This window comes from Ruegeria sp. HKCCD6647-2, assembly GCF_057221075.1.
Genome location: NZ_JBWVBD010000014.1, coordinates 1 through 23596, shown reverse-complemented (window position 1 = coordinate 23596; position 23596 = coordinate 1). Strand labels below are relative to the sequence as shown.

19 protein-coding genes and 2 pseudogenes are annotated in these 23596 nt (G+C 55.0%); 18 read left to right on the top strand and 3 right to left on the bottom strand.

The genetic code is table 11. The features are described from left to right. Window positions 1-376: 376 nt before the first annotated feature. A pseudogene (locus AC2TDJ_RS20760) lies at window positions 377-1396 on the bottom strand (IS110 family RNA-guided transposase). A 175-nt stretch (window positions 1397-1571) separates the two neighbouring features. Between AC2TDJ_RS20760 and AC2TDJ_RS20755 the strand changes: the two are divergent. The 12 genes and pseudogenes from AC2TDJ_RS20755 (at window position 1572) to AC2TDJ_RS20700 (ending at window position 15839) form a co-directional block, all read left to right on the top strand. Continuing rightward, window positions 1572-2168: a DUF6088 family protein gene (locus AC2TDJ_RS20755; protein WP_480844585.1), complete on the top strand. Its 597-nt coding sequence runs from the start codon at window positions 1572-1574 to the stop codon at window positions 2166-2168. A gap of 204 nt (window positions 2169-2372) precedes the next feature. Beyond that, window positions 2373-2933, top strand: coding sequence for a CHAP domain-containing protein (locus AC2TDJ_RS20750; RefSeq protein ID WP_480844584.1), 561 nt, complete (start codon window positions 2373-2375; stop codon window positions 2931-2933). Window positions 2934-3136: 203 nt separating this feature from the next. Continuing rightward, window positions 3137-3799: pseudogene (locus tag AC2TDJ_RS20745) on the top strand (CobW family GTP-binding protein); the annotation flags it as partial. Then, a complete protein-coding gene (locus AC2TDJ_RS20740) occupies window positions 3796-4449 on the top strand; it encodes a DUF1826 domain-containing protein (RefSeq protein ID WP_480844583.1) in 654 nt (217 codons plus the stop codon). The pseudogene AC2TDJ_RS20745 and the gene AC2TDJ_RS20740, both read left to right, overlap by 4 nt. A 384-nt stretch (window positions 4450-4833) precedes the next feature. Next, complete coding sequence (locus tag AC2TDJ_RS20735; RefSeq protein WP_480844582.1) at window positions 4834-5103, top strand: HlyU family transcriptional regulator; 270 nt, start codon at window positions 4834-4836, stop codon at window positions 5101-5103. A gap of 344 nt (window positions 5104-5447) precedes the next feature. Further along, window positions 5448-6329: a LysR family transcriptional regulator gene (locus AC2TDJ_RS20730; protein ID WP_480844580.1), complete on the top strand. Its 882-nt coding sequence runs from the start codon at window positions 5448-5450 to the stop codon at window positions 6327-6329. An 87-nt stretch (window positions 6330-6416) separates the two neighbouring features. Further along, window positions 6417-7232, top strand: a complete 816-nt coding sequence (locus AC2TDJ_RS20725) for a putative hydro-lyase (RefSeq protein WP_480844579.1) — start codon at window positions 6417-6419, stop codon at window positions 7230-7232. 20 nt (window positions 7233-7252) lie between these two features. Then, window positions 7253-8290, top strand: a complete 1038-nt coding sequence (locus AC2TDJ_RS20720; RefSeq protein WP_480844578.1) for a TRAP transporter substrate-binding protein — start codon at window positions 7253-7255, stop codon at window positions 8288-8290. A gap of 64 nt (window positions 8291-8354) precedes the next feature. Continuing rightward, a complete protein-coding gene (locus tag AC2TDJ_RS20715; RefSeq protein WP_480844577.1) occupies window positions 8355-8918 on the top strand; it encodes a TRAP transporter small permease subunit in 564 nt (187 codons plus the stop codon). A gap of 4 nt (window positions 8919-8922) precedes the next feature. After that, window positions 8923-10206: a TRAP transporter large permease gene (locus tag AC2TDJ_RS20710; protein WP_480844576.1), complete on the top strand. Its 1284-nt coding sequence runs from the start codon at window positions 8923-8925 to the stop codon at window positions 10204-10206. Between the two features lie 71 nt (window positions 10207-10277). Beyond that, window positions 10278-13862: a hydantoinase B/oxoprolinase family protein gene (locus tag AC2TDJ_RS20705; protein WP_480844575.1), complete on the top strand. Its 3585-nt coding sequence runs from the start codon at window positions 10278-10280 to the stop codon at window positions 13860-13862. 459 nt (window positions 13863-14321) lie between these two features. Then, window positions 14322-15839 carry a basic amino acid/polyamine antiporter gene (locus AC2TDJ_RS20700; protein WP_480844574.1) on the top strand — a complete coding sequence of 506 codons (1518 nt, stop codon included), beginning with the start codon at window positions 14322-14324 and terminating at the stop codon, window positions 15837-15839. A gap of 10 nt (window positions 15840-15849) precedes the next feature. On the opposite strand, the gene AC2TDJ_RS20695 is transcribed toward AC2TDJ_RS20700, so the two are convergent. Both AC2TDJ_RS20695 and AC2TDJ_RS20690 read right to left on the bottom strand, forming a co-directional pair. Further along, window positions 15850-17118 (bottom strand): phophatidylserine decarboxylase associated domain-containing protein, encoded by a 1269-nt coding sequence (locus AC2TDJ_RS20695; RefSeq protein WP_480844573.1) that lies wholly within the window; start codon window positions 17116-17118, stop codon window positions 15850-15852. A gap of 225 nt (window positions 17119-17343) precedes the next feature. Further along, a complete protein-coding gene (locus tag AC2TDJ_RS20690; protein WP_480844572.1) occupies window positions 17344-17907 on the bottom strand; it encodes a TetR/AcrR family transcriptional regulator in 564 nt (187 codons plus the stop codon). Window positions 17908-17986: 79 nt separating this feature from the next. On the opposite strand from AC2TDJ_RS20690, the gene AC2TDJ_RS20685 reads away from it, so the two are divergent. From AC2TDJ_RS20685 to AC2TDJ_RS20660, 6 genes are all read left to right on the top strand, one after another. Next, complete coding sequence (locus tag AC2TDJ_RS20685) at window positions 17987-18868, top strand: oxidoreductase (RefSeq protein WP_480844571.1); 882 nt, start codon at window positions 17987-17989, stop codon at window positions 18866-18868. Between the two features lie 10 nt (window positions 18869-18878). Beyond that, window positions 18879-19712 carry an oxidoreductase gene (locus AC2TDJ_RS20680; RefSeq protein ID WP_480844570.1) on the top strand — a complete coding sequence of 278 codons (834 nt, stop codon included), beginning with the start codon at window positions 18879-18881 and terminating at the stop codon, window positions 19710-19712. A 5-nt stretch (window positions 19713-19717) separates the two neighbouring features. Beyond that, window positions 19718-20173 (top strand): hypothetical protein, encoded by a 456-nt coding sequence (locus AC2TDJ_RS20675; RefSeq protein WP_480844569.1) that lies wholly within the window; start codon window positions 19718-19720, stop codon window positions 20171-20173. A gap of 18 nt (window positions 20174-20191) precedes the next feature. Next, the gene (locus tag AC2TDJ_RS20670; protein WP_480844568.1) at window positions 20192-20671 is read left to right on the top strand and encodes an SRPBCC family protein; all 480 of its coding nucleotides are present in this window, start codon (window positions 20192-20194) and stop codon (window positions 20669-20671) included. Continuing rightward, window positions 20655-21335 carry an NAD-dependent epimerase/dehydratase family protein gene (locus AC2TDJ_RS20665; RefSeq protein ID WP_480844567.1) on the top strand — a complete coding sequence of 227 codons (681 nt, stop codon included), beginning with the start codon at window positions 20655-20657 and terminating at the stop codon, window positions 21333-21335. The genes AC2TDJ_RS20670 and AC2TDJ_RS20665 overlap by 17 nt, the downstream gene beginning before the upstream one ends. 69 nt (window positions 21336-21404) lie before the next feature. Then, complete coding sequence (locus AC2TDJ_RS20660; protein ID WP_480844566.1) at window positions 21405-23279, top strand: cation:proton antiporter domain-containing protein; 1875 nt, start codon at window positions 21405-21407, stop codon at window positions 23277-23279. Window positions 23280-23596 lie beyond the last annotated feature (317 nt).

Sequence of the window (23596 nt, the reverse complement as noted above, 5' to 3'; positions counted from 1 at the left end):
ATGTCCCAAAGCGACGTTCTCTGACCTTTGCTGACCTTGGTCCTGCATTCAGCACAGCAGTTCTTGCACTCTCGATTGTAATTGACCGCTTTCACAGATTGGAGGAGTTGCCCTCGCGGATACAGCGAAGGTCGTGTGTGGATGGCTCCTGCATAGCAAGACATTTTTGAGCTGATTTCGTGCATTTGTCAGAAGCAGTCGTGTGTCCGGCCTGTTTGCGCGGCTTTGACCGCTGGCCCTGATGGGTTCCGCAAACCAAGTCCCTTACGGCTTAGCGGGCCATGATGCCCGGGACCTTCGACGGGTTGTCCTGGTTTTGGCGGCTGACTTTTGCACCATCATTTCGCTGGTCTTGCTAACTCGTTGTTCTTTCTCCTCAGGCCATATGTGGGTTGTAGGGTGCGTTTCGGGTGAGAACGGCCCAGATGATCCGAGCCGTCTTGTTGGCCATAGCAACTGTAGCCAGGCGGGCAGGTTTGCGTTCGAGTGGCGATGTCAGCCATTTGCTGGCGCGCTCTGGATGTGATCGGGTTTGCCTGACCAGCGATGTCATCCCGACGACAAGCAACGATCTTTAGTACTGATCGCCCATTTTGGTGATCCGTCCCAGCTTCTCTTTTCCACCGCTGGATTTATTCGCGGGCGTCAAGCCAAGCCACGCCGCAAATTCGCTGCCATTTCTGAACTGGTGCCCGTCTCCGATGCTGGCGATGATCGCCGAGGCGGTCACCGCTCCAACGCCCGGGATGGTTCGCAACGGTCTTACCCGCTCATCTTCTTTGGCAACCTGCTTCAAACGTTCTTCGTACCAGCGGACGCGCCTATGCAACGCCGTAAGCTGTTCGGACAGGTTGCGGATCACCTCATTGGCGATGTCTGGCAGATCGAGCACCTCTCCGAAGGTGATGTCTTCAGCAAACTCAATGACGCGAGCCAACCCTCTGGGAATGTGGATGCCGAACTCAGCGACCAGCCCTCGCAGGCCATTTATGAGCTGCGTGCGTTGCCGCACCAAAATATCGCGAGCAAGATGAAGCGATAACAGGGCTTGTTGCTCAACCGTCTTGGTCGCCACGAAACGCATGGTCGGACGGGTAACAGCCTCGCAGATTGCCTCTGCATCAATCGCATCCGATTTGCCGCGCTTCACGTAAGGTTTGACATACATCGGCGGGATCAAACGCACGTCGTAGCCCAAGGCCGTCAATTCACGAGCCCAATGGTGAGCCGTGCTGCAGGACTCCATACCAATCAGGCAGGGTTCTAACTTCGCGAAGAACGGCAAAACTTGTGCGCGGCGTAGCGGTTTGTTGAAGACGACACTGTCATCTCCTGCAATCCCGTGGACCTGAAACACGTTCTTCGCCAGATCAACGCCGATTGTGGTAACTTGAATGGGGTGGCTCCTCTCATAAGCAGACTTCGACGCCTGTACTATGGCGCATCGCGACGCCGGTTGGAGCAGGAGCCATCCACCCCATCGGGTTTCCGCCCATTTACAAAGCCACTTCGGTATTCTCCAAACTTGAAAGTCAGAAAAAAGTACTATATTTTCTGACAAGGAGACAGTTATGATCACTTCATCTATTAGACAACGCATCATCGGAAAAGGCCGGGGGGCAATCTTTGCGCCAACCGACTTTCTGGATATCGGCTCCCGCGCAAGCGTGGATCAGGCATTGTCGCGCTTGGCGGATCAAGGGGTGATCCGACGGTTGACGCGTGGGCTTTACGACTATCCAAGAAAGAGCGCCCGTTTAGGGCTGTTGTCTCCGTCAGCCGATGACATTGCCAAGGCGATTGCACGCAAGGATAATCAGGTTCTACAGCCCTCCCCTACCATGGCAGCCAATCAGTTGGGGCTGTCGACCCAAGTGCCGTCCAAGCCGATTTATATGACCGATGGTCCGACCCGCACCAAGAAAGTCGGTCGACAAGTCATCCAGTTCCGGAATGCATCATCCAAAACACTAGTTGGTGCAGGCCAGAAAACCGGTGCCGTATTTCAGGCGTTGCGCTATGTCGGCAAAAACCGGGTGGATCGCCGGGTTGTCGACACGCTTGCGCGCAATCTGGATGGTAAGGACCGGGCATTGCTTGCAAAACAAAGCAGATATGTTCCGGCTTGGATGCATCCGGTAGTGCAGCAAATCGTGGCGCGGATTTGATCTTGGACCAATTTGCCAACGATACTCCTGAGAACCGTGAAGAGGCGTTTCAGGTAACGGCCGCCCAGCGGATGTCCATTCCATCACATCCGTGAATGTTCGTTTCGGGCTGGCAAATTCCTGCCGAGGATTCGACTGGCCTCTTTCATAGCCGTCAGGTTCGCAATAGAGTTCCGCGACCACTCAAACCGGCAATGAAATTTCTTGCAAAACAGCAATTGCAAAACGAATACGAATTGGCCGCGCCTGACCGGCACTGCCCGCGCTGTGATTGCGATGGGGTTTGTTGCTTTTGTCTCTGCCTGCGCACAGAGCCCGAATGACGCGGATCTCGATCCTGAACGCCAAAAATTGGCGCTGCAAGAGGTCTCACAAAAGCAGGCTCAGGGGCAAAGGGTGTGGTGTGTGCCCTACGCACGTAACCTTAGCGGCATCGAAATTCGGGGCAATGCCAAGGATTGGTGGGGCAAAGCGCACAATATCTTTCAGCGGGGCAATGAACCAGTTGTCGGAGCGGTCATGTCGTTTCGCGCAACCCGCGGAATGCCCCTTGGTCATGTGGCCGTCGTGTCCGATGTTGTGACCGCGCGAGAGGTCGTCGTGAATCACGCCAACTGGCACCGCAACAAAGTATCGTTGAAAATGGGTGTCAGGGATGTATCCAAGAACAATGATTGGACGCTGGTCCGAGTTGAAAGCCATCCGGGCCGGTATGGCAATTTCTACCCGTTGAACGGATTCATATATCCGAAAGATGACGGGTAGACTAAATTAATATCTCTTTGCATCTGCCTCGAACCCATAGATTGCACCACCGGCGACCCTCACCTAGGACCTGAAGCATATCCACGAGCCGCCTGCGCGGGTCCGACGAATTGTTGCGGTTTCCAGTATCTAGGAGAGTGCAAAGCTCATTTTGGATGTCTGCTTTAGGCTGTCACTGGTCAATCGAGCGGGAAGCAGAGACGAACAAGGTCACTGATGCTGGACCCCAATGTGTAGATTCTGCGCGCAAGATCATCCGGAGCCTGAATGCTGATGCTCGGATCGTTGAAACCGATCACTCCGATGTGGCTGCTGATGTAATTTTAGATACTGGCCTTTTCGATTTCGAGAAAGCACATGAACACCCGATGTGGGCCAAAGAGCTTTATGGGTTTGCGGACCATGCCCCCGAAACCGAGGAATATGGAGTAACAAGTTTTGTCTACCGAGCACGGCAGCCTTTCGTGCCCGAAAAAATCCTGGCTGTGCTCAACGGTGAATTGCCTGGAGTGATCCGCGTCAAGGGGCATTTCTGGATTGCCACCCGCCCGGATTGGATTGCCGAGTTTTCACTTGCCGGCTCTCTGTCCTCGATCAGACCACTTGGCACATGGTGGGCTACTGTTCCGGAAGACCAGCGCCCTGATCATGAGAGTGCACGGGCTTACATGGCCGCACACTGGCAAGAGCCTTGGGGCGACCGGCGCCAGGAAATCGTGTTCATCGGAAGTGGTATCGACTGGCCGGAGTTGAAGGGCCGACTGAACGCAGCCCTGCTTCCCGCACTTGTTGCGGACCGACCCGAGGATTTGCCGAACCTGCCTGATCCGTTTCCAATGTGGCGCCGTTCGGAGGCAGCAGCATGATCTTTGGTCGAGAGATCAACAACAACGCTGCCATTGGCGTTGGTATCGCAGAAATTCCAGAGGGTTTGTCTGCGATCCAAAACGCGGGTTGTGCGGCTGTGGTCTGGCGAAGGAAACCTTTGCAACGCTTTCGATCTTGGATCGATGGGTTGCCATCGGAGAAGTTGCCAAAAGTGCGATTGATCCTGCGCCCGGAATCAGTTCGGCAAGCGGTTTCTGAGATATGTGACGCGTCGGGAACTCCGAAAGCCGACGAACGCGACCGCTTGATTGATGACGTCGCCGCGTTATCCGGTATCTTCGAAGAAGTAATGGGAGCGAAATGGCTGCGCCTGCGCTTGGATGTGGTGACCACGAATGCCTGTCGTAGGTTTCATGTTGATGCCGCCACCACGCGTCTTGTTTGCACGTATCGCGGAACGGGCACACAATATGGCAACTCGGTGAACGGCGCTGATCCAGGTCGTGTTTTCACTGTGCCCACCGGCGCGCCAATTCTTTTGCGCGGAACACTCTCGCCTGAAAACCCAAAAATAGGGCTATTGCATCGCTCGCCACCGATTGAAGGCGCCGGCAAGGCGCGACTACTGCTTGTCCTGGATCCGGTTGTCGATCCTGACGACGAGCTCAACCAAACGTCAATACTCTGACTCAGCAAGATACCGTCACACAGAAACCGGTGTAGCGGTGTTTGATACCGACGCTGAACCGAATTTTGTTCCAATTTCAGAGATGGCAGCATGGTCCGCGTTGTGTGAATTCAGGTGACGGTCAACTTCGCAGTCGCGGCGAAAGTCAGCAATGACGGGCTGCACCGCAACAATGCATCTCTGGGTCTAAGGTCCACAGTGGGCCGTCCGCGCAAGGGAGAGTCGTGCGGAGGAATGGGCTTTCACCGCGGTTCGGGACGTATTAGGCCGCGCACGGAGCGTGCAATCGGATCGAAGACCAGTGTTATGATAGCACGACACGCTTCACGCCTGTCCTATGCGGCGCTAGTCTCCGGTCATAGCAACGCTGAAAGGAGCCGCCCAATGTCCCTCTTCTCAAAACTCTTCGGTGGCGGCGAAAAGTCGGAGCCAGAGCCGGTCACTTACAAAGGGTTCGAAATCTTCCCCGACCTGATGCCCGAGGGTGGCAAATACCGCCTTTTGGCCCGTATAGAAAAAACCATCGACGGCGATCGCAAGACCCATACGGTGATCCGGGCAGATGTCTTTGAAACCCGGGATCAGGGCGAAAGCTTCAGCATCGCCAAGGCGAAGCAGGTGATTGACGAGCAGGGCGAACGCATTTTCGAATAAGAAAAAAGGCAGCCTGATGTAAGCGCTGCAATCGACGGGTGTCATTTGAACGGCGGTTGGCTAACCACCTCTCAGTAGGTTTCAACGTGCAAGTCGGACTGCACGCCTTATACGCCTTTGCGTGCGCCGCGAATGGCAGGCTCGACGTGCCGCAACGCAGAATCGCCACTTTAGATTATGGTCCACTTAGCGCTGTTATTTTCTGATCCCATTGCCGTATTACCTTCAACGGAATTCTGGTTTCCAATAAAAATTCAACACGTTCATCATCAATAGCCACTGACAATTGAACGTCGACAGTACGATAGTAAGATCGAAACCGTTCTCAGCAGAAAGCGATCAACGTGTCCCGGCTCAAACTCGAACACCTACAAACGTTTCTTGCTGTTGTGCGGTTCGGTAGTGTCAGCAAGGCAGCAGAAGTGCTTAACCTGACGCAGCCTGCCGTGACTACTCGCATCAAGTCCTTGGAAGATGGCTTGGGAACGTCGTTGTTCGAACGTGAAAGCGCTGGCATGCGCCTCACTAAGCGTGGCGATATGCTGGTCCACTATGCCGAGCAATTTCAGCACCTTTCAGATCTGGTCGAAGAGCACGTTGTGGATACGAGCGCCGTTGACAGGTTGATCCGCCTTGGCGTGTCCGAGACTATCGCCCAGAGTTGGCTGCCCGAATTTGTCGGCGCATTGCGAGCAAAGTACCCGTCTCTCAAGATCGAGATCAGCGTCGACATTTCGTTGAACCTCCGGGATCAGTTGCTGGGGCGTGAAATCGATCTGGGTATTCTGCTTGGGCCTGTTTCGGACTACACGGTGGACAATGTAGTTTTGCCGGATGTGCCACTGGCCTGGTTCCAGGCAGCGGGTGGACCTGTTGGGCAAAACGTCGATCTGGCTGGCATCCCAATCGCGACCTACGCCAAGAACACCCGGCCGTACCGGGAACTGAGGGCCGCACTTTTCGAACGATTCGGTTCCGAAATTTCCCTGTTTCCGTCCTCCTCTTTGTCTTCTTGTTTTCGGATGGTCGAGGCCGGGCTATGTGTTGGCGCGCTGCCGATCTCGCTGGCGAAGAAGCTGGTGCAAGAGGGAAAGCTGGTCGAATTCGACCCGGGCTGGGTCCCCGAACCTCTTCAATTTTCTGCCTCTTATCTTGGTGATCCGCGCAACCATCTGCTTGAGGCCGCGGCGGTCATCGCCCGGGAAATAGCGCTTCAACAGGTATAAAAAAATATTATGTAGAGAGCAAAAATAATACAATTTGATTTTATGCCCCAGTCGCACGAACGTATTCCAAATTAGGGAGGCGTCGAAATGAGCGATCTGTTTGAGCCGCTGAAATCTGCGACAACAGCGTCTGTGCGAGCGCAGATCAGGTCACGGGCCTATCGCGGCCACACAGCCGGATTGGGCGGGAATACCCTGCAGGCCAATCTTGCGATTTTGCCCGAACATTACGCGTTGGATTTCATGCGCTACTGCCAGCGAAACCCAAAACCCTGCCCGATTGTTGGCGTTTCCGATACGGGCAATCCAAACATGGACACCTTGGGTGTTGATATTGATATCCGCACCGATACTCCAGCTTACTGCGTATATCGCGACGGTATCCACGTCGACACAGTTCATGATCTTAAGCACCTGTGGCGCGATGATTTTGTGGCGTTCGCTTTGGGGTGCTCATTCACTTTCGAACATGCATTGCAACAGGCCGGTGTACCGCTCTGGCACATCGAAAACGACCGCACTGTGCCGATGTTCATTACCAATATCCAAACGATCAAATCTGGTCTTTTCGAAGGGCCGATGGTTGTCAGTATGCGGGCGATCCCTGATTCCAGGGTGAACGAGGTTGTCGAAATTTCGCGCAAGTTTCCTCTGGCGCACGGCGCGCCGGTGCATTGGGGCGAGCCAGAGAAAATTGGTATCGCCGATGTAAGTAGCCCGGACTGGGGCGATCCGGCTCCGGTCTCAGACGGTACCACGCCAATGTTTTGGGCTTGTGGCGTCACACCGCAGGCTTCGATCAAGAATGCCAAACCTTCAATCGCGATCACGCACAAGCCGGGTCACATGCTGATCACCGACATCGCGGATGACGCTGAAACTCCCATCTATCAATCAAAATAATACAACAGGAGAGAAACCAGATGAATAAACTCGTAACAACGCTCGGCGCGCTCGCTGTCTCAGCAACTGCAACCTTTGCCGACAATCCCGTGGTTCTAAACGCCGTGGGAACATGGTCCAGCCTGACGAATTACCAAAAGCACGAAGAGCCATTCTTTAACCAGCGGCTCAACGAGGCTTCGGGCGGCGAAATAGTCGGAAAAATCCAGTCGCAATCCGGCTTGGGGCTGAAAGGTTTCGAGATCATGCGCATGGTCAAGAACGGTGTCTTCGACTTTGCCTTTGGCTTGCCCGGCTACGTCGCCGCTGAAAACGCGATTTTCGAAGGCGCTGATCTGTCCACTTTGACACAGGACATCGACACGCAGCGAAAGGTGGCCGACGCCTATTTCGACACTCTGTCTTCAGCGTTCGAAGAAATCTACAACGCCAAATTGCTGATGCTGTACCCGTTCCCAAGCCAAACGCTGTGGTGCAACGCCGAAGTGAACGGAATTTCAGACCTGGAAGGCAAAAAAATCCGCGTCTATTCGACGACTTTGGGTGATTTTGTAGAAGGCGTCGGGGGGACATCTGTAACCGTCGCTTTCTCTGAGGTTATCCCGGCGCTGGAAAAAGGTGTTGTAGACTGCGCGATCACCGGCACCATGTCAGCCTATACAGCCAAATGGAACCAGGTGGCCACTCATGCCTATACTTTGCGTGTTGGCTGGGGCCTGGCATTCGGAGCCATGAACCTGGACAAATGGAACAGCCTGACGCCAGAACAGCAAGCTTTGCTAGAAGCGGAACTTGCAGCCCTGACAGATTCCATGTGGGCAGAAACTGCGACCGAGGATGATGTTGCTATTTCCTGCATTACTGGTGGCACTTGTGAGATTGGTGAAGCCGGGTCAATGACATTGGTCGAACCCTCGGCAGACGATCTGACCGCACGGGACAAGATCGCGACCGATGTCGTGCTTGCCCGTTGGGCGGAACGCTGCGGCGCCGACTGTGCCGCGAACTGGAACGAAACCGTTGGCCCGATCCTTGGCCTGAAAGCTGAAGCTAAGTAATCCGGCCTATCCCGTGGGGCGGCCAGATTCCCGCCGCCCCACCACAAACCATCAGGTAATTGAAATGTTAGACAAGCTCTTAGGCGGCGCGCAAAGGTTGAGCCTTTGGATGACGTGGTTGGGCGGAACGCTGATTGTGGTTTCAGCCTTTCTCATCACTCTCGAAGTCTTTCTGCGCAAAGTTTTCAACATCTCGCTGGGCGGGGCGGACGAAATCTCGGGCTATGCCTTCGGTGTGGCAACCGCGTTGGCGCTGTCTTTTGCGTTGTTTGAACGCGCGCATATCCGGGTGGATGCCCTGCTTGGAACAATTCCGAAAGTGTTGCACCCGTTTATCAACCTGTTTGGCCTGGTGCTTCTGACAGGATTTGCCTTGGTCATCGTGGTGATGGTGTGGGGCATGGTAGGCGATACGCTGGCCAACGGTTCCCGGTCGATTACACCGATGCGCGTTCCGCTGGCCCTTCCCCAGATACCGTGGCTGCTGGGTTGGATGTTCTTTGTTGGCTCAGGCGTTCTGATCGCTCTGGTTGCAATCAGACAATATTTCCGAGGCGATCTGGCCGGAGTGCAGGATCTGATTGGCGTGAAGTCTTTGGACGAACAAATAGAAGACGAGACGGTGTAGGCCGATGCTGATCAAGACACTTCTGATCCTTCTTGCCCTCATCGGTCTGGCAGTTCCAATCGCTGCCTCGCTGGGTTGGCTGGGCCTGATCCTGCAATGGACCGACAGCCCGATGCCGCTGCATCGCGCAATATCAGACATGGCATGGCAGACCAGCACAGACTTTCTGCTGGTGGCAATCCCGATGTTCGTAATGATGGGAGAAATCCTTCTGCGCGCCGGCATCACCGAACGGATGTATGACGGTATCGTGAAATGGCTTGGTTGGTTGCCAGGTGGGTTGATGCACTCCAACATCGGATCCTCGGCCTTGTTCGCGGCCACGTCAGGGTCATCTGTGGCCACCGCGGCAACCATCGGAACGGTGGCTGTGCCGCAGATCAAAAAACGGGGTTACAACGAACGGTTGTTCCTCGGCACCGTGGCTGCAGGTGGAACGCTCGGCATTCTGATCCCGCCATCGATCAACCTGATCCTGTATGGGTTGTTGACCAATACATCGGTGCCGGAACTGTATCTGGCTGGGTTCCTGCCCGGATTTCTGCTGGCACTGCTGTTCATGGCAACCGTCGTCGTGGCATGTATGATCAGGCCGGAATGGGGTGGTGACCAATTGCGGCATAGCTGGTCAGAACGGCTTGCAGCGCTTCCTGCACTGATCCCCCCTCTTGGCATCTTCATGGTGGTCGTCGGCTCGATTTACGCGGGTCTGGCTACGCCAACCGAAGCTGCAGCATTGGGGGTTGTTGCCTCGATGGCGCTTGCGGTGTTCAACGGTAAGATGTCGATGGAAACCATGCGTCACGCGATCGAAGGCACGATGCGCACGACCGCCATGATCATGCTGATCATCATCGCTGCTGTTTTCCTGAACTTTGTCCTTTCGATCATCGGCCTAACCCAGGCTCTGACCGATTTCGTCACTGGGCTGGGCTGGAGCCCTATGCAAACCATGCTGATGATCGTAGCAGTGCTGATCCTGATCGGCTGTTTCATGGAGACGTTGTCCATGTTGTTGACCATGGCGCCGCTTGTTACGCCGATCGTTGTGGCTCTTGGCTTTGATCCGGTGTGGTTCGGCATCTTGTTGATGGTACTTCTGGAAACCGCTCTGATCACGCCGCCCATTGGGATCAACCTTTATGTGGTGCAAGGGATCAGGAAAGGAGGGCCAATGATGGATGTGATCCGCGGCGCATTGCCGTTTGTTGTCACCATGTTTGTCATGCTCGGGCTTCTGCTGGTATTCCCGAAGCTCGCAACCTGGTTGCCTTCCTTGGTGTACTAAATCGCCGAGGCTTCCTTCCCCCTTCATGAAATTCAATGCCGGTTTGCCCGGCAAACAGAGGAGTTATGTCCATGTGGCAGTTTTGGGTTGATCGGGGTGGCACGTTCACCGACATCGTTGCACGCAAGCCAGATGGGAGTTTGCAGACACATAAATTGCTGTCCGAGAATCCCGAATGCTATACCGACGCCGCTGTACAAGGTGTTCGTGAATTGCTGGGTCTGGAAAGCGATCAGGACATCCCGACAGGGTCAATTCGTGCGGTAAAGATGGGAACCACGGTTGCAACGAACGCGCTGCTGGAACGCAAAGGCGACCGAACCATTCTGTTCATAACGAAGGGGCTGCGTGATCTTTTACGGATCGGTTATCAGAACCGTCCGCGCCTGTTCGATCTGAACATCCAACTGCCCGAGCTTTTGTACGAAGACGTTGTCGAAGTCGAAGAACGCGTCGCGGTGGATGGCGAGGTCGTAACACAGCTGGACGTCGACAAAACGAAAACTGCGCTGGAAAAGGCATATTCGCGTGGCTTCCGTTCCGTTGCTGTCGCGCTAATGCATAGCTTCCAGCATCCCAATCATGAAAAACAGATCGGTGCGCTGGCACGTGCCGCTGGGTTTCCACAAGTCTCGCTCAGCCACGAGGTCAGCCCGCTGATTAAATTGGTGGGCCGCGGAGACACCGCGGTGGTTGATGCCTACTTGTCACCCATTCTTCGTCGATATGTAGAGCAGGTAGCGACAGCTCTGGGCGCGGATGAGGGCGGGTGTGATCAGTTGATGTTTATGCAGTCTAACGGCGGGTTGACAGGCGCGGATCTGTTCCAGGGTCGTGATGCAATCTTGTCCGGCCCGGCGGGCGGTGTGGTCGGGATGGTGCGAACCGCCGCCGATCATGGCTTTGACAAACTGATTGGTTTCGACATGGGCGGTACGTCTACGGACGTGTGTCACTATGCCGGTGAATATGAACGATCCTTTGAAACCGAAGTTGCTGGCGTTCGGATGCGCGCGCCGATGATGTCGATCCATACGGTCGCTGCAGGTGGTGGATCTATACTCTCCTTTCGAGATGGCAGGATGCAAGTTGGGCCGGAAAGCGCCGGAGCCAACCCCGGGCCCGCTGCCTACAGACGCGGCGGCCCGCTGACCGTCACGGACTGCAATGTCTTGCTGGGCAAACTGCAGCCCGAGCATTTTCCTTCAGTCTTCGGTCATAATGGTAATGAACCGTTGGATAAGGAAATCGTGCGCCAGAAATTTGAAGCTCTGGCGGCTGAAATGGGTACGGATAAGTCGATTGAAGAACTTGCCCAAGGATTCTTGCGCATCGCTGTTGAGAACATGGCGAATGCGATCAAGAAAATCAGTGTGCAACGCGGTTACGACGTTACCAAATATACCATGAACTGTTTTGGCGGTGCCGGGGGGCAGCACGCCTGTCTGGTTGCCGACGCGCTGGGGATGGAACGGATATTCATTCACCCTTATGCGGGCGTGTTGTCGGCCTTTGGCATGGGTTTGGCAGACATCACGGCAATACGGGAACATCAATTCCAGTCTTCTCTACTGGACCCGGAAGCAAAAAGCATTTGTAACGCTCTGGCACAGTCCGCAACGGCCGAGGTCATGGCCCAGGGTGTGGCCGATATTGACATTTCAGTCTCTGCGACCGCGCATATTCGTCCCGTGGACGCTCAGCAAAGTCTGTCGGTGCCGTTTTCCGACCCGGATACGATGCGCAACGCTTTCGTTGTGGCGCACAAGCAGCGCTTTGGATTTGCACCGGACACTAGCGATCTAATCATCGAGATGCTGGTGACAGAGGCAATCGGAAAGACGGGTGAGCAGGTCACCTTGCCCAACAACATCGCGGCCGAGGCCACTCAGATTCCGGTGACGCTTTATAGCAGTGGGCAACACCAACAGGTTCCCCTTATCGATCGGACGCAGCTTGGTGTTGGCCAATCGGTGAAAGGCCCTGCGATCCTGACAGAGCCGACCGGGACAAATGTCGTCGAAGACGGCTGGACCGCCACTTGCCTGAACGGTGGCAACCTGGTCCTGACACGTGAAACACCACTGCAACGGGTTGAGGCGGTCGGCACAAATGTCGATCCGGTCATGCTGGAAGTGTTTAACAACCTGTTCATGTCTATCGCTGAACAGATGGGGGCAACGCTCGCGAATACGGCGTATTCTGTGAATATCAAAGAACGGTATGATTTCTCATGCGCGATATTTGACCAAAACGGTGATCTGGTTGCCAACGCACCGCATGTGCCCGTGCACTTGGGATCGATGTCGGAAAGCGTTCGAACGATCCTGCGCCAAAACTATGGCAAGATCCGTCCAGGTGACGTGTTCATGATGAACAACCCGTATAATGGCGGCACCCACCTTCCCGACGTCACCGTCATCACCCCGGTTTTCGACGAAGCAGGTGACAATATTGTATTCACGGTCGCCTCGCGCGGCCACCACGCAGATATCGGAGGGAAAACTCCCGGTTCGGCCCCACCAGACAGCCGCAACATCGAAGAAGAAGGTGTGTTGATCGACAACTTCCTGCTGGTCGATCAGGGTGAGTTGCGTGACGAAGCAGCGCGCAAGCTGCTAAGCTCAGGACGCTACCCTTGTCGCAACGCCGATCAGAACATGGCCGATTTGGCAGCCCAAGTCGCCGCGAACGAAACCGGAGCGGTCGAACTGCGTAAGGTATCGGCGCAGTTCGGTCTGCCGACAGTTCACGCCTACATGAAACACGTTCAGGACAACGCTGAGGAAAGCGTGCGACAAGTTCTTGACGTCCTGCATGATTGCGACTTTTCTTATCCATTGGATGAAGGAGCGAAGATCGAAGTAGCGATTTCGGTGGACAAAGTGACCCGAACCGCGACCATCGATTTCTCAGGTACGTCAGAACAGTCTCCACTCAATTATAACGCACCTCTGGCGATTTGCCGGGCCGTTGTCTTGTACGTGTTCCGCACGTTAGTCGGTAGTGAGATTCCGATGAACGAAGGTTGTATGAAACCTTTGAATCTGGTTGTCCCAACAGGCACGATGATCAACCCCAACCCACCTGCAGCGGTCATATCTGGCAATACCGAAGTGTCTCAAGCTATTGCGGATGCACTATATGGCGCATTGGGAGTTGTCGCCGGCAGTCAGGGTACGATGAACAACTTTGTCTATGGCAACGCCGCTTACCAAAACTACGAAACCATCTGTGGCGGTACTGGAGCTGGCAAAGGTTTCAACGGAACAAGTGCCGTTCACAGCCATATGACAAATACAAGAATGACGGATCCGGAGATCCTCGAATGCCGGTTTCCCGTACGTCTGGAAGAGTTCTCAATCCGATCCGGTTCGGGTGGAAACGGTCAGTATCAGGGCGGCGATGGTATTCGCAGGCGGTTGCGGTTCTTGGAAGAGACGACTGTGACGGTCCTGTCATCTCACAGGGAGACGCAACCACACGGTGCCTCTGGCGGAGCCCCGGGTGCGATTGGGCAGAACGCTATTGTCCGAAGCGACGGGTTGGTCCAAGTGCTTAGCGGTAACGACCAGTCAGTGCTGCTTCCGGGAGACGTATTCGTAATGGAGACACCAGGCGGTGGGGGGTTCGGCCAACCAAACAAAACTGTATAAGTTGGAGATATACGATGAAAGATGGTTTTTGTAACACAAGGGTGCCCTTGGTTCGCTCGGCATGTAGTGAAACCGCATTGCGAACAACGGGAAAAAACGAAAAAAGTCAGCTTCGCCCTGCGGTGCTAGCCTTCTTCTGAGCGTTGGTCCCGTATGTGCGGCCAATGACTGCTTCGGGGATGCTGCATCGCTGCATTGAACCGGTAGGTGAAAGGCGCTTTTGGCCGGTCATTTGCAATAAGCCATGAAGTGGATTTCCGATAGTTCAAACATCTGAACTTGGATACTAATCGAGTTCACTTAGAACAATCGTCGGAACTCCGCTCGTTTGGTTCGTGGGTTGAAAAATCAACCTAAAAACCATTCAAGCATTGCAGCAAAAAATGGAACACAAACTCCAACAGTTATGTAACCTAAGCAAGGAAGCATCGTATAGAGACCGATCGGAAAATCGAACTTATGGCAGTGCAATCTAACCGAGGTTCGGAAGCATCGGAAGGAGATGTTCAACAGACATCTGCTCCCAAGAAACTTGGTCTGTTCGCCATGACTTTGCTGGTCGTGAGTGCGATGTTTGGCGGCGGAGTTTTCAATATTCCGCAAAACATGGCTGAGCAGGCCGCACTGGGCGCGATTCTCATCGCTTGGCTCATTAGCGGTCTGGGTATTTTCTTTGTTGCGAGAAGCTTTCAGGTTCTGGCCGATATCCACCCCGAGATGACCTCGGGTATCTACATGTACGCCCGCGCCGGGTTTGGCAGGCTGGCCGGGTTCCTGGTCGCCTGGGGCTACTGGCTGTCCGTTGCATTCGGAAATGTCAGCTATGCCGTTCTGCTGATGGACGCCCTAAATTACTTTTTCCCGCCTTACTTTCAGGATGGGAATACATGGCAGGCCACACTGGGTTCATCCCTGATTATCTGGGGCCTGTGTTTTCTGGTCATGCGTGGCGTGAAGGGTGCATCGCTTCTGAACAGCATCGGGACCGTAGCCAAGTTCCTACCGGTTCTTATGTTCTTGGCGGTCGTAGTTTTCTTCTCGTTCGGAAAGGGACTTATCACCGCGGATTTCTGGGGGAATGTTCCTAACACTCAGGATGCCGACAAAGCCTTGGGCAGTCTTCTCGACCAGATCAAAAGCACGATGCTTGTGACGCTCTGGATGTATATCGGCATCGAATGCGCAGTGGTGATGTCCGATAAGTCCGACGCCAAAACTGTCAGCCGGGCAACGATCCTTGGCTACTTCATCGTGACGGTTATCTTTGTTCTCATTTCTATCGTGCCATTCGGCGTGATGTCCCAGGGTGAGCTTGCAGCGCTGGCACCACCATCCACTGCGGGCATCATGATGACGCTTGTGGGTTATTGGGGCGAAGTGTTTATCAATGTCGGCGTCATCATCGCCTTACTCAGCTCCTGGCTGGTCTGGACGCTGCTTGTGGCGCAGCTGCCGTGGGTCTGTGCAAATGACGGGACCTTTCCAAAGTACTTTGCCAAAACAAACAAGGCCGGTATCGCGTCGAATTCACTGATTATTTCAACTGTAATCATGCAAGCAGCCATCATCGTTGTTTTTTTTGCCGACAACGCATGGAACCTGATGCTGTCGATTACTGGCGTGGTCATCCTGCCGGCTTACATAGGCTCTGCAGTTTTTCTTTGGAAAGTGATCTGGTCAGGCAATTACCCACGCAGCGCAAAGCTCAGCAGGAATACGGCCCTAATCACTAGCTTGCTTGCGACAGGCTTTGGTCTGTGGCTGGTCTACGCGGCGGGCATCCAGTTCATGCTGGCGGGTGCCATTATCTATGCGGCCGGATTGCCGGTTTTCTACTGGGCGCGGCGGACCGCTGCGGATTCAGCTGCCGCATTTGACCGGGTCGAGGCGTTGGTCGTTGCGGGACTGTTGTTGCTAGCGGGTGTCGCCCTGTGGATGTTGATCATCGGGCGGCTGCCTCAGGTGTTTTCGATTTAAAGAGTTGAGATTACCTGCGCGGTCCAACAGTTGCGATCCGTTGGTTAACCAGGATGTTCGTGCTGTCCAGTCCTGGTTCCTGCCCATACAGATCAAACTCGATATCAACGTCTGACTGAAAGACCAGGCAATGCGTCGAGCCACCAAAATGGAACATACCAATCTCGTCACCTTTAGTGACGTGCTGGCCTTCATAAACGGTGATGTCACAGGTTGAAACTTCTGCCATGCCGATGCCGACAAAACACATCAGGCCGATATCCGGATTGTCCGCCTCAATGAATATCAACGCGCGCGTGGCAACCTCGGCAATGTAACCCTGTGAGGCATTCGGACCAGCAGGGTCCAGCCCTTCCGGCATGATTTCCGAGTAATAGGTTCCTTCGATCCGACGGGTTTTGACGACCCGTCCCGAAACCGGCGCATGCCAGCGATGATAACTGAGCGCGCTCAGGAACGCCTGGTACACTGTGGCCGAGTCATAGTGATCAACCAGCGGATCGTTATCCAGCATGAATTGCAAGGCGTAAGGTTGCGCTTTGATCCAGAATTGATCGCGCAGCTTTACCTCTCGGGCGACGCGATAGGGCGCGGACTCGCAGGCGTTGATGACAACCGCATCATCGTCGGGCGCGGCAATGGGCCGGACACCGTCACGAAACCGGCGTGTGAAGAAGTCGTCCCAGGATTTGAACCCAAAATGAGGGAGCGACGAGTCGCAAATAAAGTCTTCTTTGAAGGTGGGCATCGCTTTTTGTGCATCTGCCCCGAACCACCCGGTTCTGGGATCATCAGTCAAAACCGATCTGCTTTCCGGTGATTGCAGAAAGACGGCCCATTCGTTCAGCATTTCGCGCAGGCAGGCATCAACCTTGTCATCCAGAAACCCGGCCCAACCGCCGACATTGGCCATTGACCAGTCGAGGATGGCATTGAACGGAAATCCGACCAGACCACTTTCATTGAATTCGGGTGCGTGGGTCATGATCGTGTTGAACAGCCGAAGCATGTGTTCATAGTTGCGCACCTGCGGTTTGCCCGAGGGCGAGGTTTTCTTGCTCTCAGGGACCTCCTGAAACATCTGCGAAAAGAACATATACGCCCTTGCATCCGTCTCGATCAGAGTCTTGAGCCGTTGTACGGATGGCAAAAGCGGGCTGGTGTCCTGCTGGGCCTTGGCAGCGATTTTGGCAGACCAAGCGTCCAGCACATCTTGATCCGAAGGCAACCATTTGCCGACTTTGTAATGAACGTTTACAGAAGTTTCTTTCGAAGTCATCGTAAGCACCTTTTCCAGCTACGTTCTGGTCGATCTCAACCCTGACGATATTATGTGTCCAGACGCCACGGAGTCCATTTAGTTGTAGACAACTCGAACTTTGCAATGTCCGCGGTCCTGACACTTATCACGACATAGATTGTTCACTTACAGCGAATGACCGTAATGCGGGCTGCTGTCGCAGCATTCGGGGAACCTTTTAAAGTCTGCTTTGGGCCGCACTGTCTAGTCGGCACCCATCACCTTCAATGCCGACACCCGAAGCGCAGTCAAAAGCTCAAGCAAGTGCTTTCTGCTTTTTGCGCTGTACTTGGCGGCAGTTGCTGAATGCTGTATGAAGTCCGCGAATTGGCCGACGGTCAGGCCGCTCTTCTCAATACTGCCGGAGAAGGGCTCCAGGACCCTTGCAATGATCTCAGTGTTTCTCTTGGCGCCTGCTTCAAGCTCTTCCTGACTGGATGCAGTGACACCTGCTATAATATCCTCGGCGTTGGGAGAGGATTGCAGGAAGTCATAGTGCTCAATGACTGCGTGTTTGAAGATGACGTCCAATTGAGCGCCAAGGCCTTCAGCATTTTCCAGATCGGCCTCGATATCCAGGACAACCTTGTCCGCCAGCGAACGTATCGTCGCCTGCAACACCTCATCCTTATTGGCGAAGGCCTTGTAGAGCGTTTGTCGTGAAATGCCTGCGGCCTCGGCAATGTCGTTCATGCCGGTGCGTTTCACTCCATAGCGCAGAAACAGGCCTTTCGCAGCCTCGATGATGTATGTGTGACGATCTTCCATTGATTTGCATATTGACAAATGGATGATTGGTGTCAATATTGACATTCATACATCAACTGTCAACTCGTCAGGATTTGGAATGTCTGCACAATCTGGAAGAACAGCCATCGTCACTGGTGCAAACAATGGCATCGGATTTGAAACGACGGTCGGCATGGCCGCCGCCGGCTTTCACGTCATCATGGCCTGCCGCAGTCAGGAAAAAGCCGAGGCGGCCAAAGCTGATGTTCTCGACCGAGTGCCTTCCGCCTCGCTCGACATTATCTTGCTGGACTTAAGCGATCTTGCCTCGGTTCGTGCCTTTGCCGAGACGTTTCGCGCCCGCTATGCGAAGCTCGATGTGCTGATCAACAACGCAGGTGTCTTGCTTTATTCGGTACGAACCAATGCCGAGGGCGTAGAGCTGCAATTCGCCACGAACCATCTGGGGCACTTCCTGCTGACGGCCCTGCTGGTCGACAGGGTTCCGGACGATCCCGCGTCGCGCATCGTTTCGCTCTCCAGCATCGCGCATAAGGGGGCGAGTCTCAACTTTGACGACCTGACTTGCGGGCAGGACCCCGGCCGGGCCTATGGGCAATCGAAGCTTAGCTGCCTTCTGTTCGGCGACGAATTGGACCGCCGCCTGAAAGCAGCCGGCAAGGCGGTGAAGTCTCTGACCGTGCATCCCGGCGGTTCCGATTCCGGCCTGTTCCAGGACCTGGATGACGCCTCGCGTGAGGCAATGAAGGCGCAAGTCGAACAACTACTGCACTCCAACGAAGACGCTGCCAAGCCGTCTCTGTTCGCCGCCTTGTCTGACGAGGTCGAGGGCGGGGATTACTACGGACCGACGGGCCCCGAGGAGATGAGCGGGGCGACCGGCGTCGCGATCCGCAATCCGATTTGCCACGATCATGATGTGGCTAGGCGCCTCTGGTTGCTCTCGGAAGAGATGACTGGTCAGATGTTTGCTGTCTAAGGGCGAAGCCATGAACAGCAATGGAAAAAGAGTTGCCCTTGTGACCGGCGCCTCTAGTGGCATCGGCAAGGCCACCGCGGAAGCCCTCGTGAAGGAGGGTTATGTTGTCTACCCGGTGGCACGCCGGGTTGAGATCATGGACGATCTGAAGGCGGTTGGGTGTATCCCGATCAAGATGGACGTCACCAAGGAGGAGGACGTTGTTGCCGTGGTCGAGCAAATCACGCGCGATCATGGCGGCGTCGATATCCTGGTGAACAACGCCGGCCTGTCGGTCTATGGATCGGTCGAAGAAACGGATATCGACAAGGCACGCTATCAGTTCGACGTCAATTTCTTTGGGCTTGGCCGACTGACCCAACTGGTTTTGCCGCATATGCGCCAGCAGGGGTGGGGCAAGATCATCAACGTTTCGTCTGGCGAGGGGAAGGTGCACGCACCGTTGGCAGCCTGGTACGTCTCGAGCAAGTTCGCGCTCGAAGGCTTCAGCGATTGTCTTCGTGCCGAAACAGCACAATTCGGGATTAATGTGGTGATCGTTCGCCCAGGCGCGATCGATACCGAGATCACGGGCGGCTTTATCGAGCCGCTACTCGAGACCTCAGGAAGCGGTCCATACAGCGCCATCGCGCGGAAGATGGCGAACTGGTTCCGCAACATGAGTGCGGAGAACGGCACAGCCTCGCCACCCAGCGTGATTGCCAATGTCATCGTCGGGGCGATTAAGGCGTCGAAACCCAAAACACGCTACGCCGCCGGTGTCGGCGTCAGACAGGCCATTTTCTTCCGTCGTATCCTGAGCGACCGCATGTTCGATCGGTTCATGATGCGGATGTTGGGGTGAGTCTGATGACGACACTAATGGACCGTATCTCGCAAGGCTTCGAGTTTCTGATCGTGCTCGCATCGATGATCATGCTGGGCTGGGGGTTGCTCGGGTTTCTGGAGTACTTCACGGGTTTCGCGCCCTTGATGCCGCTGCAGAACGCGACTTTCCCGGTCGGTATGCAGACCCTCCATTGGATATTGATCACCGCATCTGGGGCCACGTTTCTCCTTGGGTACTTCCTGTGCTGGAGGCTCACGCCGATTGCCATGCTGGTCATGTTCACAGCGCTTGCCACCATGTGCGCCGTGCAGACCTTTGACATGTTGGAAAGCCCGGATCGCTACCGGAACTTTGTTCAGGAGTGCGTCAATTACATCATCATCTCGATCTATCTCTTCCGATCCAAACGCATGCAGGATCGGTTCGGGCGGATCACAGTTCAGGGCAGGGATGGCCCGTCGCCAATCAGCGCCTGAGACTTAAGGAAGAAAATCATGGAAAACGGAACATCGGAAAAAGTGAGCTTCTCGCACCACAGGATTCACACCGACATCGTGATCAATGCGCCACCGGACACTGTTTGGTCGGTGCTGACCGACACGGCCAACTACGGCAATTGGGCGGCCTTCCTCGTGGGCATCAAGGGAGAGATCATGGATGGATCGAAGATCACAGTCGATTTCCAACTCGATCCTTCAAAGGAAAAGCTGACCACTCTGGATCATACGATCACAGTCGTGGACGGAGAGCAGTTCTACTGGGCCGAGAAAGGACCGGGTGGAATTCGGGATAACCATCATTTCCGTGTCGAGCCCTTGGACGGAGGAAAGACTCGCTTCGTGCAATCCGACGAGATCATAGGCGGCATCACCTTCCTTATGGGCGGTCGTTTGGCCAAGATGTACGTGGATGGCTACCAAGCCTTCAATCGCGGTCTGAAGGCCGAGGCAGAACGGCGTGCCCACTCCGACTGATAAGACACCGCGACCACTTGGGCGGGTTCTGCTGACCGGCGCGACCGGGATGGTGGGGTCATCGGTCCTCGCGGCATTGCTGAATGAGGATAGCGCGCGTGAAGTTGTGTCGCTTGGGCGCAGACTGTCAGGAAAAGAACACGCAAAGCTGACAGAAGTAGAATTCACGGCGTTCGGTGATGTTCAGGCACTCGAGCCTCACCTGAAGGGTATCGACGCGGTCTTTCACTGCCTTGCCACCTATTCTTCGCGCGTCAGCCGCGCGGAGTACCAAGAAATCACCATTGATTGGTTACGTGCATTGCTGACCGCCTGCGAAAAGGTCTCCCCAAAGGCCACGTTCTGCCTGTTTTCCGCTCAAGGTGCCCGGCCCGATGGCGGCGGCATGTCCTTTGCTTTGAAGATCAAAGGGCAGGCGGAGAGCGCACTGTTCGCGACCGCTCTCGAACGGAGGTTTGCTTTCCGTCCGGGCTATATTGCGCCGTCCGGGCCGAGGAGCAGTTGGAAACCTGCCGACTATGCCTTCAAGCCGCTCCAAAGGCTCGTGCCGCCCATAGGTGTGACGTCGGATGAACTCGCGCAGGCCATGTTGAGGACCGCGATGCACGACCCTCGAACATTCGCTGCTTTGGAGAATGGAGAAATGCGTGATCTGCTCATCTAGGGCGTGTCAAGTTGAGTAGGTGGGGGAGGCAGTTATGTCAGGCCCGTTGTCGTTTCTAGGAGGCTGTCAATGACTGCCGAATTCATGCTGATCACATTTATCCTATTTCTGGCGGGGGCCATTGCGGTGCCAGTCGCTTCGCGTCTGGGGCTGGGATCAGTGCTCGGATATCTGATTGCAGGCATTGCCATCAGTTCGATCCTTCGTGCCGTGGGGGCCGACGTCATCGCACTTCAGCATTTTGCAGAATTCGGTGTTGTGATGATGTTGTTCTTGATCGGTCTGGAAATGAACCCACGCGAATTGTGGGAATTGCGCAGTCGCATATTCGTCCTTGGTGGATTGCAAATCGGTATCACGACAGTCGCCGTTATGGCCATCGCCATGTTACTGGGCCAACCATGGACGGTCAGCCTGGTCATCGGGTTGGTTTTTGCCCTGTCGTCCACAGCCATTGTTAACCAGACCCTGAAAGAAAAGGGGCTATCACGCTCGGACGGCGGACAGTCGAGTTTTGCCGTACTCTTAGCGCAGGATATTGCGGTGATTCCCATGCTGGCGCTTGTCCCGTTGCTTGCGATGCCGGAACTGGTCGAGTCGCTGTCACACGCTGCTGATCACGGCGACGACCATGGTGACCACGGGTTGAGCATCTCTCTCGTTGATGGCCTTCCGGGCTGGCAAACAGCACTTGTCACGCTTGCAGCCATCGGTGGGGTTTTCGTGATCGGCAACTATGCTGTTACGCCTTTGTTCCGCTTCGTTGCTCGGGCGCGCCTGCGGGAGCTCTTCGTTTCTACCGCGCTTATGGTCGTTCTTGGCATCGCGCTCTTGATGACCATGGTTGGCCTCTCCCCGGCACTCGGCACGTTCCTCGCTGGCGTCGTTCTGGCAAGCAACGAATACCGGCACGAGTTAGAAAGCGACATCGACCCCTTCCGCGGGCTGTTCCTCGGCGTCTTCTTCATTACCGTGGGAGCCAGTATCAACTTTGAGCAATTGGCGGGCAGCTTTGCCACCGTCATGGGGCTGACCTTCGGACTGATCGCCCTGAAGGCCGTCGTCCTTTACGTTCTGGCAAAGCTCTTCGGGTTGCGTGGCAGCGATCAGTGGTTGTTCGCCTTAGGCTTGGCGCAGGCAGGCGAATTTGGCTTTGTGCTGTTGTCCTTCACCGTTGCCAATGCGGTCATCCCGACCGGCGTTTCGGATATTCTGTTGTTGGTCGTGGCACTTTCCATGCTGCTGACCCCGGCCTTGTTCATAATCTATGACAGGGTCATTGCGCCGCGTTATGTCTCGGAACAGGCCACAGAAGCCGACGAGATCGAAAGTGAAGCCAAGATCATCATTGCGGGGCACGGGCGCTTTGGCGGCATCGTCAACAGAGCACTTGTCGCAGCGGGCTACGGGACCACCGTCGTCGATTATAGCAGCGAACAGTTGGACATGCTGCGCAAGTTCGGTCTGAAGGTCTACTTCGGGGACGCCACGCGACCGGATCTTCTAGCGGCGGCCGGGATCGCTGAAGCAAAACTGTTGGTCGTCGCCATTGACGGCAAGGGCGCCACGACAGAGCTGACTCGCTATGTGCGAGAGACCTTTCCACACGTCCACGTCATCGCGCGCGCGTTTGACCGGCCACACGTCTATGATCTCTGGGCGGCAGGATGTCGAGACATCATACGGGAAACCTATGACAGTTCGGTGCGGATGGCGCGATCGGCATTCGAAGCCCTCGGCATTGATCGCGCTGCCGCCGAACGGATGATGTATGAGTTCGAAGCCGCCGATCGCAAAATGATGCTTGAGACTGCTGAACTACATGACATTGACACGCCCCTAGCCGAGAACCAGGCGATCATCGATATGATCAATGAGAAGCGCGACGAATGGGAAACGCAATTGGCCGAACGCATGAAAGCCGTTTGGGATCAGACCAATTGAGCGGCGATTGACGCCTACTTTGCACACGTCATCGCTTTTGGGAAACACCGATCTCTGTTCTATTTGGCGAAACCGGATTCGAGCGAGTACCGACATTGGAACCGTTGCGCTCGTTGCCGGTTTCATCCCGCAGATCGCGCCTTTGATTAACCCTTGATTTCGCACTTGCAGCGAACGGCAGGTTTAGACGCATTCTGTTGAAAAACAATGTGTTGCTGGCGCAGAATTGACGGTATTGAGCACGGCGCGAGCGCCTTTCTGATCAGGCTTTTCGCGTTTGCTGCGGTGCAGGAATGATCTTGGCCAATTTGCGGAGG